This is a genomic window from Streptomyces sp. NPDC002809, from assembly GCF_040295435.1.
In the GTDB taxonomy this organism is placed as follows: Bacteria; Actinomycetota; Actinomycetes; order Streptomycetales; family Streptomycetaceae; genus Streptomyces.
The window spans coordinates 39539-57291 of record NZ_JBEOVJ010000052.1; the positions used below are offsets into that span (position 1 = coordinate 39539).

The following is a 17753-nucleotide window of genomic DNA, read 5'->3' on the forward strand; positions in this document are numbered from 1 at the left end:
GGGTTGGCCGGCCGGATCCCAGTGATCCGGCCGGCTCTCCCCGGACCCGTTCAGACCATTGCTGAAGTGCCCCGATTTCTCGCGTGAAGCGAGGGGGCTCGAACCCCCGAAAGAGGGATTGACGACAAGTGCTCGACGTCAACTTCTTCGACGAGCTGCGGATCGGCCTTGCCACCGCGGACGACATCCGGACCTGGTCCCACGGCGAAGTGAAGAAGCCGGAGACCATCAACTACCGCACGCTCAAGCCCGAAAAGGACGGACTCTTCTGCGAGAAGATCTTCGGTCCGACCCGGGACTGGGAGTGCTACTGCGGCAAGTACAAGCGTGTCCGCTTCAAGGGCATCATCTGTGAGCGCTGTGGCGTCGAGGTCACTCGCGCCAAGGTGCGCCGTGAGCGCATGGGCCACATCGAGCTTGCCGCTCCCGTCACCCACATCTGGTACTTCAAGGGCGTCCCGTCGCGCCTGGGCTACCTGCTGGACCTCGCGCCGAAGGACCTCGAGAAGGTCATCTACTTCGCCGCGTACATGATCACGTTCGTCGACGAGGAGCGCCGCACCCGCGACCTCCCGTCGCTGGAGGCTCACGTCTCCGTCGAGCGTCAGCAGGTCGAGAACCGTCGCGACTCGGACCTCGAGAACCGTGCCAAGAAGCTCGAGACCGACCTCGGCGAGCTGGAGGCCGAGGGCGCCAAGGCCGACGTGCGCCGCAAGGTGCGCGAAGGTGCCGAGCGTGAGATGAAGCAGCTGCGCGACCGTGCGCAGCGCGAGATCGACCGCCTCGACGAGGTGTGGAGCCGCTTCAAGAACCTCAAGGTCCAGGACCTCGAGGGCGACGAGCTGCTCTACCGCGAGCTGCGTGACCGCTTCGGCACGTACTTCGACGGCTGCATGGGCGCTGCCGCCCTGCAGAAGCGCCTGGAGTCGTTCGACCTCGACGAGGAGGCCGAGCGCCTCCGCGAGATCATCCGTACCGGCAAGGGCCAGAAGAAGACCCGTGCGCTCAAGCGCCTCAAGGTCGTCTCCGCGTTCCTGCAGACCAGCAACAAGCCCAAGGGCATGGTGCTCGACTGCGTGCCGGTCATCCCGCCGGACCTGCGTCCGATGGTGCAGCTGGACGGTGGCCGCTTCGCGACCTCCGACCTGAACGACCTGTACCGCCGTGTGATCAACCGCAACAACCGCCTCAAGCGTCTCCTTGACCTCGGTGCCCCCGAGATCATCGTGAACAACGAGAAGCGGATGCTGCAGGAGGCCGTCGACGCGCTGTTCGACAACGGCCGCCGCGGTCGCCCGGTCACCGGTCCCGGTAACCGCCCGCTCAAGTCCCTCAGCGACATGCTGAAGGGCAAGCAGGGTCGATTCCGTCAGAACCTTCTCGGTAAGCGTGTGGACTACTCCGCGCGTTCCGTGATCGTCGTCGGCCCGCAGCTCAAGCTGCACCAGTGCGGTCTGCCGAAGGCCATGGCGCTGGAGCTCTTCAAGCCGTTCGTGATGAAGCGCCTGGTGGACCTGAACCACGCGCAGAACATCAAGTCGGCCAAGCGCATGGTCGAGCGCGGCCGCACCGTGGTGTACGACGTCCTCGAAGAGGTCATCGCCGAGCACCCGGTGCTGCTGAACCGTGCACCGACCCTGCACCGCCTCGGCATCCAGGCCTTCGAGCCCCAGCTGGTCGAGGGCAAGGCCATCCAGATCCACCCGCTCGTCTGCACCGCGTTCAACGCGGACTTCGACGGTGACCAGATGGCCGTGCACCTGCCGCTCTCCGCGGAGGCGCAGGCCGAGGCCCGCATCCTGATGCTGTCCTCGAACAACATCCTGAAGCCGGCCGACGGTCGTCCCGTCACCATGCCTACGCAGGACATGGTGCTGGGTCTGTTCTTCCTGACCACCGACGGCGAGCTCCGTGACACCAAGGGCGAGGGCCGCGCGTTCGGCTCCACGGCCGAGGCGATCATGGCGTTCGACGCCGGCGAGCTGGCGCTCCAGTCGTCCGTCGACATCCGCTTCCCGGTGGGCACCATCCCGCCGCGTGGCTGGGTGCCGCCGGTCGCCGAGGAGGGCGAGCCCGAGTACCAGCCGGGTGACACCTTCCGGCTGCGGACGAGCCTGGGCCGCGCGCTCTTCAACGAGCTGCTGCCCGAGGACTACCCGTTCGTCGACTACTCGGTCGGCAAGAAGCAGCTCTCCGAGATCGTCAACGACCTCGCCGAGCGCTACCCGAAGGTCATCGTGGCGGCGACGCTCGACAACCTGAAGGCGGCGGGCTTCCACTGGGCGACCCGTTCCGGCGTCACCGTGGCCGTCTCCGACATCGTCGTGCCCGAGGCCAAGAAGGCCATCGTCAAGGGCTACGAGGACCAGGACGAGAAGGTCCAGAAGCAGTACGAGCGCGGTCTGATCACCAAGGACGAGCGCACGCAGGAGCTCATCGCGATCTGGACCAAGGCGACCAACGAGGTTGCCGAGGCGATGAACGCGAACTTCCCCAAGACGAACCCCATCTTCATGATGGTTGACTCGGGTGCCCGAGGAAACATGATGCAGATGCGTCAGATCGCCGGTATGCGTGGTCTGGTGTCCAACGCCAAGAACGAGACGATTCCCCGTCCCATCAAGGCGTCCTTCCGTGAGGGCCTCACCGTTCTGGAGTACTTCATCTCCACGCACGGTGCCCGTAAGGGGCTGGCGGACACCGCCCTGCGTACCGCCGACTCGGGTTACCTGACCCGTCGTCTGGTGGACGTCTCGCAGGACGTGATCATTCGCGAGGAGGACTGCGGCACCGACCGCGGCCTCAAGCTGAAGATCGCGGTCAAGGGTGCCGACGGCGTGCTCCGCAAGACGGACGACGTCGAGACCTCGGTGTACGCCCGCATGCTCGCCGAGGACGTCGTCGTCGACGGCAAGGTCATCGCGCCTGCCAACGTCGACCTCGGTGACGTCCTGATCGACGCCCTGGTGGGCGCCGGCGTCGAGGAGGTCAAGACCCGCTCGGTCCTGACCTGTGAGTCCGCGGTCGGCACCTGTGCCTTCTGCTACGGACGCTCGCTCGCCACCGGCAAGCTGGTCGACATCGGTGAGGCGGTCGGCATCATCGCCGCCCAGTCCATCGGTGAGCCCGGTACCCAGCTGACGATGCGTACCTTCCACACCGGTGGTGTGGCCGGTGACGACATCACCCAGGGTCTGCCCCGAGTCGTCGAGCTCTTCGAAGCCCGTACGCCGAAGGGTGTCGCCCCGATCTCGGAGTCCGCAGGCCGGGTCCGGATCGAGGAGACCGAGAAGACCAAGAAGCTCGTGGTCACGCCGGACGACGGCAGCGAGGAGATCCCCTTCCCGATCTCCAAGCGCGCCCGTCTGCTGGTGGGCGAGGGCGACCACGTCGAGGTGGGCCAGAAGCTCACCGTGGGTGCCACCAACCCGCACGACGTGCTGCGGATCCTCGGTCAGCGCGCGGTCCAGGTCCACCTGGTCGGCGAAGTCCAGAAGGTCTACAACTCGCAGGGCGTGTCGATCCACGACAAGCACATCGAGATCATCATCCGGCAGATGCTCCGCCGCGTGACGATCATCGAGTCCGGCGACGCGGAACTGCTGCCGGGCGAGCTCGTCGAGCGTTCGAAGTTCGAGACCGAGAACCGTCGTGTGGTCCAGGAGAGCGGTCACCCCGCCTCCGGTCGTCCGCAGCTGATGGGTATCACCAAGGCCTCGCTGGCGACGGAGTCGTGGCTGTCCGCGGCTTCCTTCCAGGAGACGACCAGGGTTCTGACGGACGCGGCGATCAACGCCAAGTCCGACTCCCTGATCGGCCTCAAGGAGAACGTCATCATCGGTAAGCTCATCCCGGCCGGTACGGGTCTGTCCCGCTACCGCAACATCCGGGTCGAGCCGACCGAAGAGGCCAAGGCCGCGATGTACTCGGCCGTCGGCTACGACGACATCGACTACTCGCCGTTCGGTACGGGCTCCGGCCAGGCCGTTCCGCTGGAGGACTACGACTACGGTCCGTACAACCAGTAAGCGAGTCGCTTGATTCGACCGGAGGGCGGTCATCCCGTGTGCACGGGGTGGCCGCCCTCCGGCGTGCGATGCGTCACTCCGTCGGAGTGGGGCGTACGGTGGTCGCGGCCCCTGAAGGGCGCTGAGAGGCCCGTGAGGGGCCCTGCGGCATCCCGCATGGGTCAGGACAAGCCGGGCATCCGTCCCGGCGTGTCCTGGCGGACAGCATTTGTTTTGACCGGAGTCCATGAGGTAGGTACGCTCAGACCTTGTGCCTGGGGTGTGCCTGGGCTCGTGTGCGTGTCCTCAACCGCACGGCGAGCCTGTTTTTGGCCACCGCGATCTGTGCTTCCACTGCTCCAGGGGAGTGGCCCGCAGCATTCGACACACCCGACCGCGTGGGTCGGGGATGTTCCAGGTTAGTTTCACCGACGGCACACAGAAACCGGAGAAGTAGTGCCTACGATTCAGCAGCTGGTCCGGAAGGGCCGGCAGGACAAGGTCGAGAAGAACAAGACGCCCGCGCTCGAGGGTTCGCCCCAGCGCCGTGGCGTCTGCACGCGTGTGTTCACGACCACCCCGAAGAAGCCGAACTCCGCGCTCCGGAAGGTCGCACGTGTGCGTCTGACCTCCGGCATCGAGGTCACGGCCTACATCCCGGGTGAGGGACACAACCTGCAGGAGCACTCCATCGTGCTCGTGCGTGGTGGCCGTGTGAAGGACCTGCCGGGTGTTCGTTACAAGATCATCCGCGGCTCCCTTGACACCCAGGGTGTCAAGAACCGCAAGCAGGCCCGCAGCCGCTACGGCGCCAAGAAGGAGAAGTAAGAATGCCTCGTAAGGGCCCCGCCCCGAAGCGCCCGGTCATCATTGACCCGGTCTATGGTTCTCCTCTTGTCACCTCGCTGATCAACAAGATCCTGCTCAACGGCAAGCGTTCCACCGCCGAGCGGATCGTGTACGGCGCCATGGAAGGCCTCCGCGAGAAGACCGGCGCTGACCCGGTCATCACGCTGAAGCGCGCGCTTGAGAACGTCAAGCCCTCGCTCGAGGTCAAGTCCCGCCGTGTCGGTGGCGCCACCTACCAGGTGCCGATCGAGGTCAAGCCCGGTCGCGCCGCCACCCTCGCGCTGCGCTGGGTCGTCGGTTACTCCCGCGCCCGTCGCGAGAAGACGATGACCGAGCGGCTCATGAACGAGCTGCTCGACGCCTCCAACGGTCTTGGCGCTGCCGTCAAGAAGCGCGAGGACACCCACAAGATGGCCGAGTCCAACAAGGCCTTCGCGCACTACCGCTGGTAGTCGCTTACCCCATCGAGACCGAGAGAAGATTGAGCCTTATGGCCACCACTTCGCTTGACCTGGCCAAGGTCCGCAACATTGGGATCATGGCCCACATCGACGCGGGCAAGACGACCACCACAGAGCGGATCCTGTTCTACACCGGCGTCTCGTACAAGATCGGTGAAGTCCACGACGGCGCTGCCACGATGGACTGGATGGAGCAGGAGCAGGAGCGCGGCATCACGATCACGTCCGCCGCGACGACCTGTCACTGGCCGCTCAATGATGTTGACCACACCATCAACATCATCGACACCCCGGGTCACGTCGACTTCACCGTCGAGGTGGAGCGTTCGCTCCGCGTCCTCGACGGTGCCGTCACCGTGTTCGACGGTGTGGCCGGCGTCGAGCCGCAGTCCGAGACCGTGTGGCGTCAGGCGGACCGCTACGGCGTGCCGCGTATCTGCTTCGTCAACAAGCTCGACCGCACCGGTGCCGACTTCTTCCGTTGCGTCGACATGATCGTCGAGCGCCTCGGGGCCGTCCCGATCGTCATGCAGCTCCCCATCGGCGCCGAGGCCGACTTCACGGGTGTCGTCGACCTCGTGTCGATGAAGGCCTTCGTGTACCCCGAAGAGGCCGCCAAGGGCGAGATGTACAACGTCATCGAGATCCCGGACAACCTGAAGGAGGCCGCCGAGGAATGGCGCGGCAAGCTCCTTGAGGCCGTCTCGGAGAACGACGACGCCATGATGGAGCTGTACCTGGAGGGCGAGGAGCCCACCCAGGAGCAGCTGCACGAGGCGATCCGCCGGATCACCCTCGCGTCGAAGGGCACCGCCGACTCCGTCACGGTCACCCCGGTGTTCTGTGGCACCGCGTTCAAGAACAAGGGCGTCCAGCCCCTGCTCGACGCGGTCGTGCGCTACCTGCCTTCGCCCCTGGACGTCGAGGCCATTGAGGGCCACGACGTCAAGGACCCGGAGAAGGTCATCTCGCGCAAGCCTTCGGACGACGAGCCGTTCTCCGGCCTGGCGTTCAAGATCGCGAGCGACCCGCACCTCGGCAAGCTCACCTTCGTCCGGATCTACTCCGGTCGCCTCGAGGCCGGCACCGCGGTGCTGAACTCGGTCAAGGGCAAGAAGGAGCGCATCGGGAAGATCTACCGTATGCACGCGAACAAGCGTGAGGAGATCCCCTCGGTGGGCGCCGGTGACATCGTCGCCGTCATGGGCCTGAAGCAGACCACCACCGGTGAGACGCTGTGTGACGACAAGCAGCCGGTGATCCTGGAGTCCATGGACTTCCCGGCACCGGTCATCCAGGTCGCCATCGAGCCCAAGTCCAAGGGTGACCAGGAGAAGCTGGGTGTTGCCATCCAGCGCCTCTCCGAGGAGGACCCGTCCTTCCAGGTGCACTCCGACGAGGAGACCGGCCAGACCATCATCGGTGGTATGGGCGAGCTTCACCTCGAGGTGCTCGTCGACCGCATGAAGCGCGAGTTCCGCGTCGAGGCGAACGTCGGCAAGCCGCAGGTCGCGTACCGCGAGACGATCCGCAAGACCGTCGAGCGCATCGACTACACGCACAAGAAGCAGACTGGTGGTACCGGCCAGTTCGCGAAGGTGCAGATCGCCATCGAGCCCATCGAGGGTGGCGACGCGTCCTACGAGTTCGTCAACAAGGTCACCGGTGGCCGCATCCCCCGTGAGTACATTCCCTCGGTGGACGCGGGTGCCCAGGAAGCCATGCAGTTCGGCATCCTGGCCGGCTACGAGATGGTCGGCGTCCGCGTCACCCTTCTCGACGGTGGTTACCACGAGGTCGACTCCTCGGAGCTCGCCTTCAAGATCGCCGGTTCGCAGGCGTTCAAGGAGGGTGCCCGCAAGGCGTCCCCCGTGCTCCTTGAGCCGATGATGGCCGTCGAGGTCACCACGCCCGAGGACTACATGGGCGATGTCATCGGCGACCTCAACTCCCGCCGTGGCCAGATCCAGGCCATGGAGGAGCGCAGCGGCGCTCGCGTCGTGAAGGGCCTCGTGCCCCTCTCGGAGATGTTCGGCTATGTCGGAGACCTCCGCAGCAAGACCTCGGGTCGCGCAAGCTACTCGATGCAGTTCGACTCCTACGCCGAGGTTCCGCGGAACGTCGCCGAGGAGATCATCGCGAAGGCCAAGGGCGAGTAACTCCCCGAGTTGACGCTTTAGGCTTATCACCGGAGCCTGGTGGGGCATTTGACGCGGCGCGTATGCAATGCGTCGAATGCCCCCGGCCCCGGCATCCCAGCAAAGATCACCTGGCGCCGATGAAGCAAGGCGTACAGAACCACTCCGCAGGAGGACCCAGTGGCGAAGGCAAAGTTCGAGCGGACTAAGCCGCACGTCAACATCGGCACCATCGGTCACATTGACCACGGTAAGACGACCCTTACGGCCGCCATTACCAAGGTGCTGCACGACGCGTACCCGGACCTGAACGAGGCCTCGGCCTTCGACCAGATCGACAAGGCTCCTGAGGAGCGCCAGCGCGGTATCACCATCTCGATCGCGCACGTCGAGTACCAGACGGAGTCGCGTCACTACGCGCACGTCGACTGCCCCGGGCACGCCGACTACATCAAGAACATGATCACGGGTGCGGCGCAGATGGACGGCGCCATCCTCGTCGTCGCCGCGACCGACGGCCCGATGCCGCAGACCAAGGAGCACGTGCTCCTGGCCCGCCAGGTCGGCGTTCCGTACATCGTCGTCGCCCTGAACAAGGCCGACATGGTGGACGACGAGGAGATCCTGGAGCTCGTCGAGCTCGAGGTTCGTGAGCTCCTCTCCGAGTACGAGTTCCCGGGCGACGACCTTCCGGTCGTCAAGGTCTCGGCGCTCAAGGCTCTTGAGGGCGACGCCGAGTGGGGCCAGACCGTTCTCGACCTGATGAAGGCCGTCGACGAGTCCATCCCGCAGCCCGAGCGTGACGTCGAGAAGCCGTTCCTGATGCCGATCGAGGACGTCTTCACGATCACCGGTCGTGGCACGGTCGTCACCGGTCGTATCGAGCGTGGTGTCCTCAAGGTCAACGAGACCGTCGACATCGTCGGTATCAAGACCGAGAAGACCACCACCACGGTTACCGGCATCGAGATGTTCCGCAAGCTGCTCGACGAGGGCCAGGCCGGTGAGAACGTCGGTCTGCTTCTTCGTGGCATCAAGCGCGAGGACGTCGAGCGCGGCCAGGTCATCATCAAGCCGGGTTCGGTCACGCCGCACACCGAGTTCGAGGCGCAGTCCTACATCCTGTCGAAGGACGAGGGTGGCCGTCACACCCCCTTCTTCAACAACTACCGCCCGCAGTTCTACTTCCGTACCACGGACGTAACGGGCGTCGTGACCCTTCCCGAGGGCACCGAGATGGTCATGCCGGGTGACAACACCCTCATGAACGTCGCGCTGATCCAGCCGGTCGCCATGGAAGAGGGCCTGAAGTTCGCCATCCGTGAGGGTGGCCGGACCGTGGGCGCCGGCCAGGTCACCAAGATCCTCAAGTAATTACTTGAGCGTCTGACCTGGTAGCTCCGCACAAGAGCACCGAGAAGGGCCCCGTCCCGCCGCGCAAGCGGTGGGACGGGGCCCTTCTTCTTTTCCTTTACGGCGAGGGGGCCGGCCTCTTCCTACGGCGACGGTGGTACGGGCGGCAGGCGGACCATGAACACGTCGACCGGGTCCTCGCGCTCAAGGACGAACCCGTGCCGCTCGTACAGCCGCCGGGCCGCGCTGCCCTGGAGCACGTCGAGGCGGACCGGCACCCCTTCGGTATCCGCACGGGCCAGCAGGGTGCTCAGGACGGCCGAGCCGATGCCGCGTCCCTGGAACTCTGCGTCGAGGAGGAAGTTCTCCAGGCAGTGGCCGTCCTCGTGGGGCCGGAGGGTGACGCTGCCCGCGAAGCGGCCCTCGACGGTGATCACCGAGGTGTGCTCGGGCAGGTAGGAGTCGCGCAGCCGGCGACGTACCCGGTGTTCGTCGAACCGGCCGAGGCGGACCAGATCCGGGCGCATCACGACGGCCCGTAGCTCGACCATGGCTTCGAGGTCCCCGGGGGTGGCGGGGCGCAGGGCCCAGCCCCGAGTGGTACGTACACGCATGGCGCGAGTCTGTCAGAGTGCGCAGAGAGCGGACGCCGGGCCCGCGGCCGACCTGGGAGCGGACGGCTCCGATGTCCTCCGGGGCCGGTTTGCCCGGCGCGGCGCCGGCTGATCGCACGCAGGGGAGGCCCTCGCTGTGTCGCACCTTCCGGGGCAGGGCTCCCCGGGATGTGCGACACAGCGAGTGGGGCTACTCCACCCGAGGTGCGACACCGCGGGTGGGGCTACTCCGCCGACGATGCCGGCTTGCCGGACGGAACCGGCCTGTCGGTGCACACGACCAGGTGCCACGTGCTGCGGGTCCTCACCACGCTGAAGGCGTCCTGTGTCTTCCTGCCGGACTTCTCCTCTGCCGTCAGCTTTGCCGATCCGGCGGCGCGATGAGGACGCGATACCTGGAGTCCACCGGTGCCGACCTCTGCCGGCGCCGCAGCCGACGTCTCCTCGCGACGCCGACCGCAAGCCGCATTTCTGGCAAAGTGGGCGCATGTGTCACTACTGCGGCTGCCGTGAGATCCCGCTGATCAAGGAGTTCATCGCGGAGCACGAGTCCGTCACCGACGTGGCGGGTGGTGCCCTGCGTGCCCTGGACTCCGGTGACCGGGGCCTTGCGGCGGAACTGGTGGCCCGGATGGGGCGGGAGTTGCGGGCCCATTGGCAGGGGGAGGAGCAGGGGCTCTTCGCGGTGATGAGCGGCGATGCGGAGTACGCCGGATACATCGACGCACTGGTGCGGGAACACCGCGAACTCGGCGCGTTCCTCGACCGGGTGGATCTGAGCCGCACGGAGGACGTCGCACGGTTGCGGGAGGCGGTCGACGAGCTGTACCACCACATCGCGAAGGAGGAGGACGGCCTGTTCCCGGCCTCGCTCACCGCGTTGTCCGGGGACGAGTGGGACCGTTCGATGACGGCTTGGCGCACGGCCCATCCGGAGGCCCGCGGAGACCTTGGACGGTAGCGGGGGAGCCGGGCTCCCCGCGAGACGTGGCTGATCAGTGGGCGTCGGCGAAGACTTCCTCGGCGGTGGAGGCCGTGGCGGCGCGTTGGAGCCACTGGTTCAGCAGGTGGGAGTCGGCGCAGGCGGTGATCATCTGCCGAAACTCGTCGGAGAGGGCGATGCCGCGTGCTTCGAGGATCAGCAGAAGGCTTCCTGCCTGGCCTCTTGCCTGCCCTTCGGCCCGGCCTTCGTCTCGGGTCTCCTCGGACATGAAGGATGTGTGGAAAGAGGTATCCACTGCCACCAGGTTCCTCCGTTGTTGTGCGGCCGGGCGGTTGCCCAGGCCCTGTGCGGTGAGCTCGACGATGGGGTCGGTGATGGTTTGTGTCGCGCAGTGCCGCGGAGAGCGTTTTCAGGATGGCGCCGACGTCCGGATCGTCGGCGTGTGTGATGGCGGCGAGAGTGGCGAGCGCGAGGTCTTACGTGCTTCGGCGACGTTGGTGACGACGGGCATGTTGTGGGGTCCGGCGACGAGTGGGTCGAGGGTGAGTGTGGGCCATTGGCGGAGGCCGATGGTGATGGGGGCGGCGGCCCATTGGGCGGTGGCGTGGTCCTGGCAGACGATCAGGAGGAGAACCGGCAGGGCGCCGTACCGGTTGTGGAGGTAACTGACGTAGTAGGGCCAACTGGCGGTCTTGCGTGGGTCCTTCTTGCCTTGGGCCTCGACAGCGAGGAGGAAGGGGCCGTCGTGTTCTGTGTCGATGCGCAGGAGGGTGTCGACACGGCGCTCGACTGGGCTGTTCTCGGTGAGGTCGGTGGGCAGGACGGTGGCGGATGTCGGTGGCGGAATGTCGACGCCGAGCACTTCGGAGACGCGGAGAAGAGGCCCGGGTACTCCTGGAAGATGCGGTGCATCGCCTCGTGGGGTGAGCTGACCACGCGTGCGGGTCCGTTCGGGGTGAGGGTGGCCGTCAGTCGGCTGTGTGCGGGCCCGGGTGTGCGTCGGTTCGGCAGTCGCGGCAGTGGCCGGGGTCGGTGGCGCGGAAGGCGCGGTCGCAGGTGTCGCAGTTCTGGAGCGGGATGGCGAGGGCTCGGGCGGGTGGGGGTGTCAGGTCCGCAGCGCCGGGGAGTGGGGGCGGGATGAGGGTGGTGATGCGGTGGCGGACGAACTTCGCCGGGTGTTTGACGGGGAGGGGGAGGCCGGTGGTGAGGGCGTGGCGGACGGTGTCGGGGTGGGTGTCACGTTCCAGCCAGGCGGCTACGCCGGGGATGAGGTCGGGGATGTCTCCTTCCTTGAGGGTGAGCTGGGGTGCGTGGCGGCGTAGGTCGGCGAGCACGGCGGCTGCGGTCCGGAGCAGTTCCGCGGTGGGCCTGTGGGGTTGGGGAAGAGGCGGGGGCGGGGTCCTTGGGGCGGTGGCCGGCGGTACGTGGACGGGTGCGGGCAGCGGGGATGCGGCGTGTTCCGCGACCGGGGGAGGGGGCGGAACGGGTGCGGGCTCAGGCACGGCGGGTGCCTGCCGTCGGGGCGGCCGTCGTGGCGCGACGGCGACCGGGGGTGCGGTGGCGCCTGGCTGGTTGTACGAGAGCGTGCGGGTGACGACGCGGCCGCTGGGGAGGCGTACGCGGCTGCGGTGCAGGTAGCCCGTCGCTTCCAGTTCGTGCAGGGCAGCGGTGATGCGGGCCTCGCTCTCCGGGAAGCGGGCGGTGAGGACCTTGATGCCGACTTTCGCCCCGGCGGGCAGCGACTGGATGTGGACGGCGAGCCCGATCGCGACGAGGGAGAGCTCGTGGTGCTGGGCGAGGTGGTTGCCGATGACCACGAAGCCGGAGACGTGGCGGACGTTGACGTGGAGGACGCCGGATGTCGGCGTGACGTCGGTCCGGGAGCCGGGGGTGCCGGGCCGGGAGCCGGGAGCGCCGGGGGAGCCGGGCTGGGCGCACGGGGGCGCGATAACCTGCGGGGTATCCATCGGGAAGGGGTCTACTTCCTCGTGGTCAGGCCTCGGCCGGGATTACAGTCCCGGCCGGGGCCGTCTCATGTTCTGGGGTTGTCGCGGCGAGCATATGCCAGCCAACCCGTCCCGAATCCAGCCCAGTTGTTCTTTGTCACCCGTGCGAGTGACGCAGGTCAGGACGGGGGTGGGGTGGGGTTCGGTCGGGTTGTTTCCCCAGGTTCTTCAAAGCCTTTGGACGTCGTGGGTGGCCGCGTCGTGGGCAACCGGGTCGTGGCTGCGTAGGTCGTGGGTGCCCACGACCCGGTGGAGTCGGTCACCGTACGAGGTCGAGTTCCGCCCACACCGTCTTGCGCGGGACCGGGCCCGGGATGACGCCCCAGCGGTCGGCGAGCGCCTCGACGATGAGCAGGCCCCTTCCGCGACGCTTCAGGGTTGGAGTGGTTCAAGAGCAGCTACAGCAGCGACGGCAACGAAGGTGATTGCGTAGAGGGCGCGACTGCCACCGGCATGGTGCACGTCCGCGACTCTAAGAACCTGCCAGGGCCGCAGCTCGCCTTCGGTGAGACCGCATGGGCGGGCTTCGTCCCGTACGCCGCCGGGCACTGACTCCTTATATACGTACCGGGGCCAACGACGCGTCCGAGACGCCCCGCAGCACCTCCGCCCCGATCTCCGCCAGCCGGTGCGCCCCCGGCGGCGTCGCGCCGAGCCCGATCGCGTACCCCGTGCGGCCGCCGACCGTGAGGGGGTGCGGCCAGACGCGGCAGTCGGGGGCGCCCGCGTCGGCGAGGGCGGTCGTCAGGGCGAGGAGTCTGCCGCGCAGGCGGTCCTGGTCAGGGCCTGGGCGGACGGAGGCGAGGGCCCAGGCGGTGTGCTGCTCGCTCAGTGGTGGCGGTGCGCACAGCAGGGGGCGTGGGTCGTCCCCGCTCCCGGCGGCCTCCACGATCTCCCAGGCGCGGTACAGCTCGGCAGCGACGAGGTCGCGGCCGGCGACGGACACCTGCGCGGTGCAGGAACGCACCGGGGCCGTCGGCGTCAGCACCGTGACCGGGTCACCGGTTGCCGCAGTCCCGCCCACCGCTTCGTCCCAGTCCCACACCGCCCACGTGGCGAAGAAGTGCCGGAGCAGCGCGAGCGGCGGCAGGTCGCCCGCCTCGTGTGCGGTACGGGCCGCGAGGACGGCCCAGGCGAGGCCCGGCAGTCCGCCGCACGGCGCGGCGTCGAGGCCCCTCGCCGCCGCCCACGCCTTGACGTCCCGGGCGAGAACGGCGAAGGCGTCCCGGTGCGGATCCGCCGTCGCGAGCACCGCTTCGGCGTCGCTCACCGCGCTGAGCGCGACCGCCGCCGCCTCGCCCAGTTCGGTGCGGCGGGCGACCGCCCCGGCGGGGGAGAGGGTGCCGGTCGCCACGGTGACCAGGTCGACCCGGAGGCCGTCGAGGTGCCAGCGCAGGCCGGGAACCCGGGCGCCGGACACCTCGCGAAGGTCGCGGGCCTCCGGGAAGGCAGCCGTCAGCCGCGAGCGCACCTCCGCCGGATCGGGGGCGCCGGGCAGTGCGGCGATCAGGTCCAGGTCCGAGCCGGGCAGCGCGCAGCCCATCCGCCGGGAGCCGACGACGTGGACCCGGGCGCCGGGAAGGGCGGCGGCGACCCGCTCCGTAACCCCTTCAGCGGCAGCATGGGGCGGGCCCAGCTCCACCCGTACCCCGTAGTGGTCGGAGACGTACAGCCCCTCCGGGCCGGGGACCTCACCGGTCAGGGCCGCCGACCGGGCGTGCAGCCGGTCCGTACGCAGCAGGACCCTGTCCAGCCGGGAGACGCGGCCGGACAGTGAGGAGACCGCTGCCAGGGGGTTCACGGACGGGTCGAAGGTCGGGGTGCGGTCGGCGGGGCCGTGGATCTCGGTCCAGGCGTCCGTCATACCCAGCCGGGTCTGCGGGCGGTCGCCGCCGTCGTTGAAGTCGCCCACGAGCAGCAGCTCGCCCTCGATTCCCGCCAACCCCATTGCCAGGTCGGTCAGTTCGGTGTCGCGACGAGTGGCGCCCTCGGGGGAGTGGTCGCTGCTGAGGTGGGTCACGGCCACCGTGACGGGGCCCTCGGCCGTCTCCACGACGGCCGCGGCCACCGCCTTGTGCGGGCCGAGGGCGTGCAGGCCCGCCTCACTCACCGGCAGCCGGCTGAGCAGCAGCAGGCCGTTGTCCGCCACGTCACGGCCTGCCGGGTCGATCACGATGGCATACCCGTCCCGTACCCAGTCGCAGTCCAGCAGCAGCTCCAGCAGCGCAGGCTCCACCTCCTGGAGCGCGATGACGTCCGCGTCCGCCGCGCGCAGGGCGTCGAGCAGCAGCGGGCGGCGCCGGGCGGTGTCGATGCGGTCGCTGTCGTACCGGTCCCAGAGGGTGTTCCAGGTGAGGACCGTCAGCGGGGCCGACGGGCCCGATGACCCCGGGGAAGCCGGTTCCCAGCGGCCCGTCGCCGGGGAGAAGGCGTGCGGGGCGCGGGACGTGAAGTAAGGGGACGGCAGCCGGCGTGGGGTCCGGATCCGGCCCGCGTCCGTTGCGTCGATCCGGTCGGTGTCCGTGGACCGGTCCCACACCACCTCGCCGTCCGCCTCGAAGAACAGCACCCGGTGCCAGGGAACGTCACCGCCGGGCGTGAACCGCTCCAGCGGCACCCGCTTGGGGTCCCGGCCGCGCTGGGCGACGCCCAGGACGAACCGCGCCGGGTCGAACCGGGCGTCCCAGCGGACCCGGTGGTAGATCTCCTCGCTCGTACGCATCAGGTCCGGTCCTCCACGGTTCCGCTCGTCCCGATGTACCAGGTGCGGTGGGCCCGGCCGGGATACGGGGGCACGAAGCGGCGCAGCTGGGAGGCCAGGACCTCCCGGGGCACCGGGTGGCTGCGCCGGGCGTTGCGCGCGGTCAGCTCGTCCTCGCCGATCCACGCCACGGCATGGGTGACCAGGGCGTCCTTGCGGTGGGCGAGCGCGTGGACCAGGGAGCGCCGGTGCGGGTCGATCGAGGTGGCGTCCCAGACCACGGTGGCGCCGGGGACGAGGGCGGCGTCCAGGCGCCGCAGCCCCTCGCGCAGGACGTCCGCGTTGCCGCTCTGGTCGGCACGCGACCCGCGGGCCTCGCGCAGGTCGTCGAGCGAGACGTACGTGGCGATGCCCGGCAGACCGCGGCCGAAGGTGCTTTTCCCGCTGCAGGAGGGGCCGACCAGGTGGACCAGGCGCGGGAAGTCACCGGACCGCCACCGCCAGGTCGCGGCGGCCGCTTCCTCCGCGGTGGTGATGCGGCCCAGCGCGTACGCCTCGCGGGCCTGTCCCAGACAGCGGGCGGCGGCCTCCGGCTCCAGACCGGCGAAGGCCTCGGACAGTCCGGCCGGTTCTGCTACGTCCGCCGCGTGCAGCGCCGACCACTCCACCTGCTCGCGGGCCCCGGGCCCGTCGGCCAGTGCGCCGGCCAGCGCGTGCAGGACTGGCAGGTCTGCGGCGAGCGACATCCGGGCCAGGCCGCCGTGGCGATCCTCGTCCGGGTAGGGGCGGTGCAGCGCGGGGTACAGGCCGACGAGGTCCGCGGTCCGCCGGGCGAGCGGCATCCCCAGCGGTCCGGCGAGCGCCGGTGCGAGTGCGGCCCGGCGGGTGCGGTGCAGCAGGGCGGCGAGCACCCCGACCAGCCGGTCGTCGCCGGTGCGGCCCAGGGCGTCCAGGGCGTCGCCCGTCGCGAGAGCGGCGGCCGCGTCGCCAGGGCCGGTGCCCGCGGCGACGGCCAGGGCCGCCGGGTCCACCGGGGCGCCCGAACGCACGGCCCACAGCGCGGCGGCCGGGCCCAGCCGGTTCTCCACCACCTCCGCGTGCATCCAGTGGGTGTTTGTCGTGACATGGCCAGGCCGCACCCACTTCGCCACCCGCCGCCCGAACGCCGCGGCCGGAAAGCCCTCCGCGGGGCGGACGACGTACCCCTCCTGGCGTTCCGTGTCCGGTCTCAGCGCGCGCAGCGCCTTCTCGGCCCGGGCGTCGAACACGCCGCGCCACAGCACAGCCGGCGTCGGAATCCCCAGGTCCCGCAGGAAGTCCACGGTCCGGTCCCAGCCCAGGCAGACCTCCCCGTCCCAGACGGAGAAGCCGTAGAAGTGGCTCGCCAGGTCCTCGTACGGGATCGAGTGGCGGGCGAACACGTTCTCGCCGCAGATCCGCCACCCCGACGGGATGCGGGGGCCGACGCGGCCCTGGAGCGCCTTGACCCAGCCACGGGAGGGGTGGTGCGCCGAGTCGAGGGAGCGGGCGTGCAGTCCGTCCGCGTACAGCGTGGTGTTCTCGCCGTCCAGCTTCTCCGTGACGACGACCTGCGAGCCGGTCAGTGCGGAGAGGTCGCCGATCCGTACGTCGTCCGAGGTGGCCCCGGGTGACCAGGGCAGGTGCGGGGTCCGCGGATAGTGCGTACGCATGTTCTGTGCCCCCGGTGAGTCGCCGTCCCGGCCGGTCACTGTAGGGGGCCGGACTCGAAACGCTCGACCGGTTTTCGCGGGACCCGAGCGGGCCGTGGCGGCGGCGCGAGCCTCCTGTGCACACGGAGACCCCAAGGGCGAACCCGCCTGTGGCCTCGACCGCGCACCGATTGGATCACGGCTTCGACGCGGTTGTGTGCGTCGTGTGTGCGCGGTGCGAACAATGCACCGAAGGATCTTGTGCGGCCCTGCGCCGGACCGTCGCGACGTTGCGACGGACTGCCGGTGACGACGGTGAGCTGTCGAACGCGGTGAACGGCCGCCGAGCGAGCTGACCGGCCTGCACGGCCTTCGTGTGTCCCTTCGTCCCGTCCACCGCGGCCCCCGTGCCGTCCCGCCTTTCCGAGAGAGCGAGCCCGTGAGCACTGCCCCGCCTTCTGAGCCCCCTGACGAGAGACCCGGAGACGGGACGTCCTCGATACCCGACGAGCAGTGGGACGGGTTCCTGCGGGACCTAGAGGAGGGCGGTGCAGGCGGTGCTCCGAAGGAACCGTCCGCGCGGGCCCGGATGGTGACTCGCCGCACGAGTGAGCAGGACGAGGCGACGCGGGCCCGTGCGGGCAGGGGCGGCGGCCGGCGGCGACGGTGGCGGAAACGGGCGGCGGAGCCGCAGCCGTCGTTGCCGCCCGGGTGGCGCACCGGCCCGGCCTGGCAGGAGATGAACGGGCGGAACAACCGGTTCCGCACCGTACGCACGGTGACCGTACTCGCGCTGGTGGTGGCGGTCACCGTCGTCGTCCTGAGGCCGTCACTGCTGTTGGACCGGTTCCCCGGCCATCAGGCCGAGCAGGCGGCCGCCGCCGAGGGGCTCCCCTCGCCGCTGCCTGCCGAGACCGCGCTGCCGTGGGGGGCGCCCGGGGGGGCCGCCCGGGGGGGGGGGGGCCCCCCCCGCCAGCACGGAAGCCGGGCGCCCCCCCCCGCCGGGGGGGC

At 69.1% G+C, this 17753-nt stretch carries 12 protein-coding genes and 2 pseudogenes; 8 read left to right on the forward strand and 6 right to left on the reverse strand.

Translation table 11 applies throughout. The annotated features are described in order from the left end of the window. The first annotated feature begins 128 nt into the window (after positions 1–128). The 5 genes from ABT025_RS26415 (at position 129) to tuf (ending at position 8829) form a co-directional block, all read left to right on the forward strand. Positions 129–4028, forward strand: coding sequence for a DNA-directed RNA polymerase subunit beta' (locus ABT025_RS26415; RefSeq protein WP_326738095.1), 3900 nt, complete (start codon positions 129–131; stop codon positions 4026–4028). 435 nt (positions 4029–4463) lie between these two features. Then, a complete protein-coding gene (rpsL, locus tag ABT025_RS26420) occupies positions 4464–4835 on the forward strand; it encodes a 30S ribosomal protein S12 (protein ID WP_003948652.1) in 372 nt (123 codons plus the stop codon). 2 nt (positions 4836–4837) lie between these two features. Then, positions 4838–5308, forward strand: coding sequence for a 30S ribosomal protein S7 (gene rpsG / locus ABT025_RS26425; protein ID WP_014047773.1), 471 nt, complete (start codon positions 4838–4840; stop codon positions 5306–5308). A gap of 38 nt (positions 5309–5346) precedes the next feature. Beyond that, positions 5347–7476 (forward strand): elongation factor G, encoded by a 2130-nt coding sequence (gene fusA / locus ABT025_RS26430; RefSeq protein ID WP_350999320.1) that lies wholly within the window; start codon positions 5347–5349, stop codon positions 7474–7476. Between the two features lie 159 nt (positions 7477–7635). Further along, positions 7636–8829: an elongation factor Tu gene (gene tuf / locus ABT025_RS26435; RefSeq protein ID WP_350999323.1), complete on the forward strand. Its 1194-nt coding sequence runs from the start codon at positions 7636–7638 to the stop codon at positions 8827–8829. 122 nt (positions 8830–8951) lie between these two features. On the opposite strand, the gene ABT025_RS26440 is transcribed toward tuf, so the two are convergent. Beyond that, complete coding sequence (locus ABT025_RS26440; protein ID WP_350999325.1) at positions 8952–9422, reverse strand: GNAT family N-acetyltransferase; 471 nt, start codon at positions 9420–9422, stop codon at positions 8952–8954. Between the two features lie 246 nt (positions 9423–9668). Here ABT025_RS26440 and ABT025_RS26445 point away from each other — a divergent pair, with 246 nt between their 5' ends. Both ABT025_RS26445 and ABT025_RS26450 read left to right on the forward strand, forming a co-directional pair. Next, positions 9669–9806, forward strand: a complete 138-nt coding sequence (locus tag ABT025_RS26445) for a hypothetical protein (protein ID WP_350999328.1) — start codon at positions 9669–9671, stop codon at positions 9804–9806. Positions 9807–9909: 103 nt separating this feature from the next. Further along, on the forward strand, positions 9910–10383 hold the full coding sequence (locus ABT025_RS26450) for a hemerythrin domain-containing protein (protein ID WP_350999331.1): 474 nt from the start codon (positions 9910–9912) through the stop codon (positions 10381–10383). A 34-nt stretch (positions 10384–10417) separates the two neighbouring features. Here the strand turns inward: ABT025_RS26450 and ABT025_RS26455 are convergent. The 3 genes and pseudogenes from ABT025_RS26455 to ABT025_RS26465 form a co-directional block, all read right to left on the reverse strand. Further along, positions 10418–11301 (reverse strand): annotated as a pseudogene (locus tag ABT025_RS26455) (hypothetical protein). A gap of 32 nt (positions 11302–11333) precedes the next feature. Beyond that, complete coding sequence (locus tag ABT025_RS26460; protein ID WP_350999333.1) at positions 11334–12332, reverse strand: helix-turn-helix domain-containing protein; 999 nt, start codon at positions 12330–12332, stop codon at positions 11334–11336. 298 nt (positions 12333–12630) lie between these two features. After that, positions 12631–12735: pseudogene (locus ABT025_RS26465) on the reverse strand (ATP-binding protein); the annotation flags it as partial. A gap of 14 nt (positions 12736–12749) precedes the next feature. Here ABT025_RS26465 and ABT025_RS26470 point away from each other — a divergent pair. Next, entirely contained in the window at positions 12750–12923 is a 174-nt protein-coding gene (locus ABT025_RS26470) for a DUF397 domain-containing protein (protein WP_350999335.1), read from the forward strand. 4 nt (positions 12924–12927) lie between these two features. Here ABT025_RS26470 and ABT025_RS26475 read toward each other — a convergent pair whose 3' ends face one another. Continuing rightward, complete coding sequence (locus ABT025_RS26475; protein ID WP_350999338.1) at positions 12928–15093, reverse strand: poly(A) polymerase; 2166 nt, start codon at positions 15091–15093, stop codon at positions 12928–12930. Beyond that, on the reverse strand, positions 15093–16763 hold the full coding sequence (locus ABT025_RS26480; RefSeq protein ID WP_350999342.1) for an RNA ligase family protein: 1671 nt from the start codon (positions 16761–16763) through the stop codon (positions 15093–15095). Before ABT025_RS26480 ends, ABT025_RS26475 begins: the two co-directional genes overlap by 1 nt. Positions 16764–17753 lie beyond the last annotated feature (990 nt).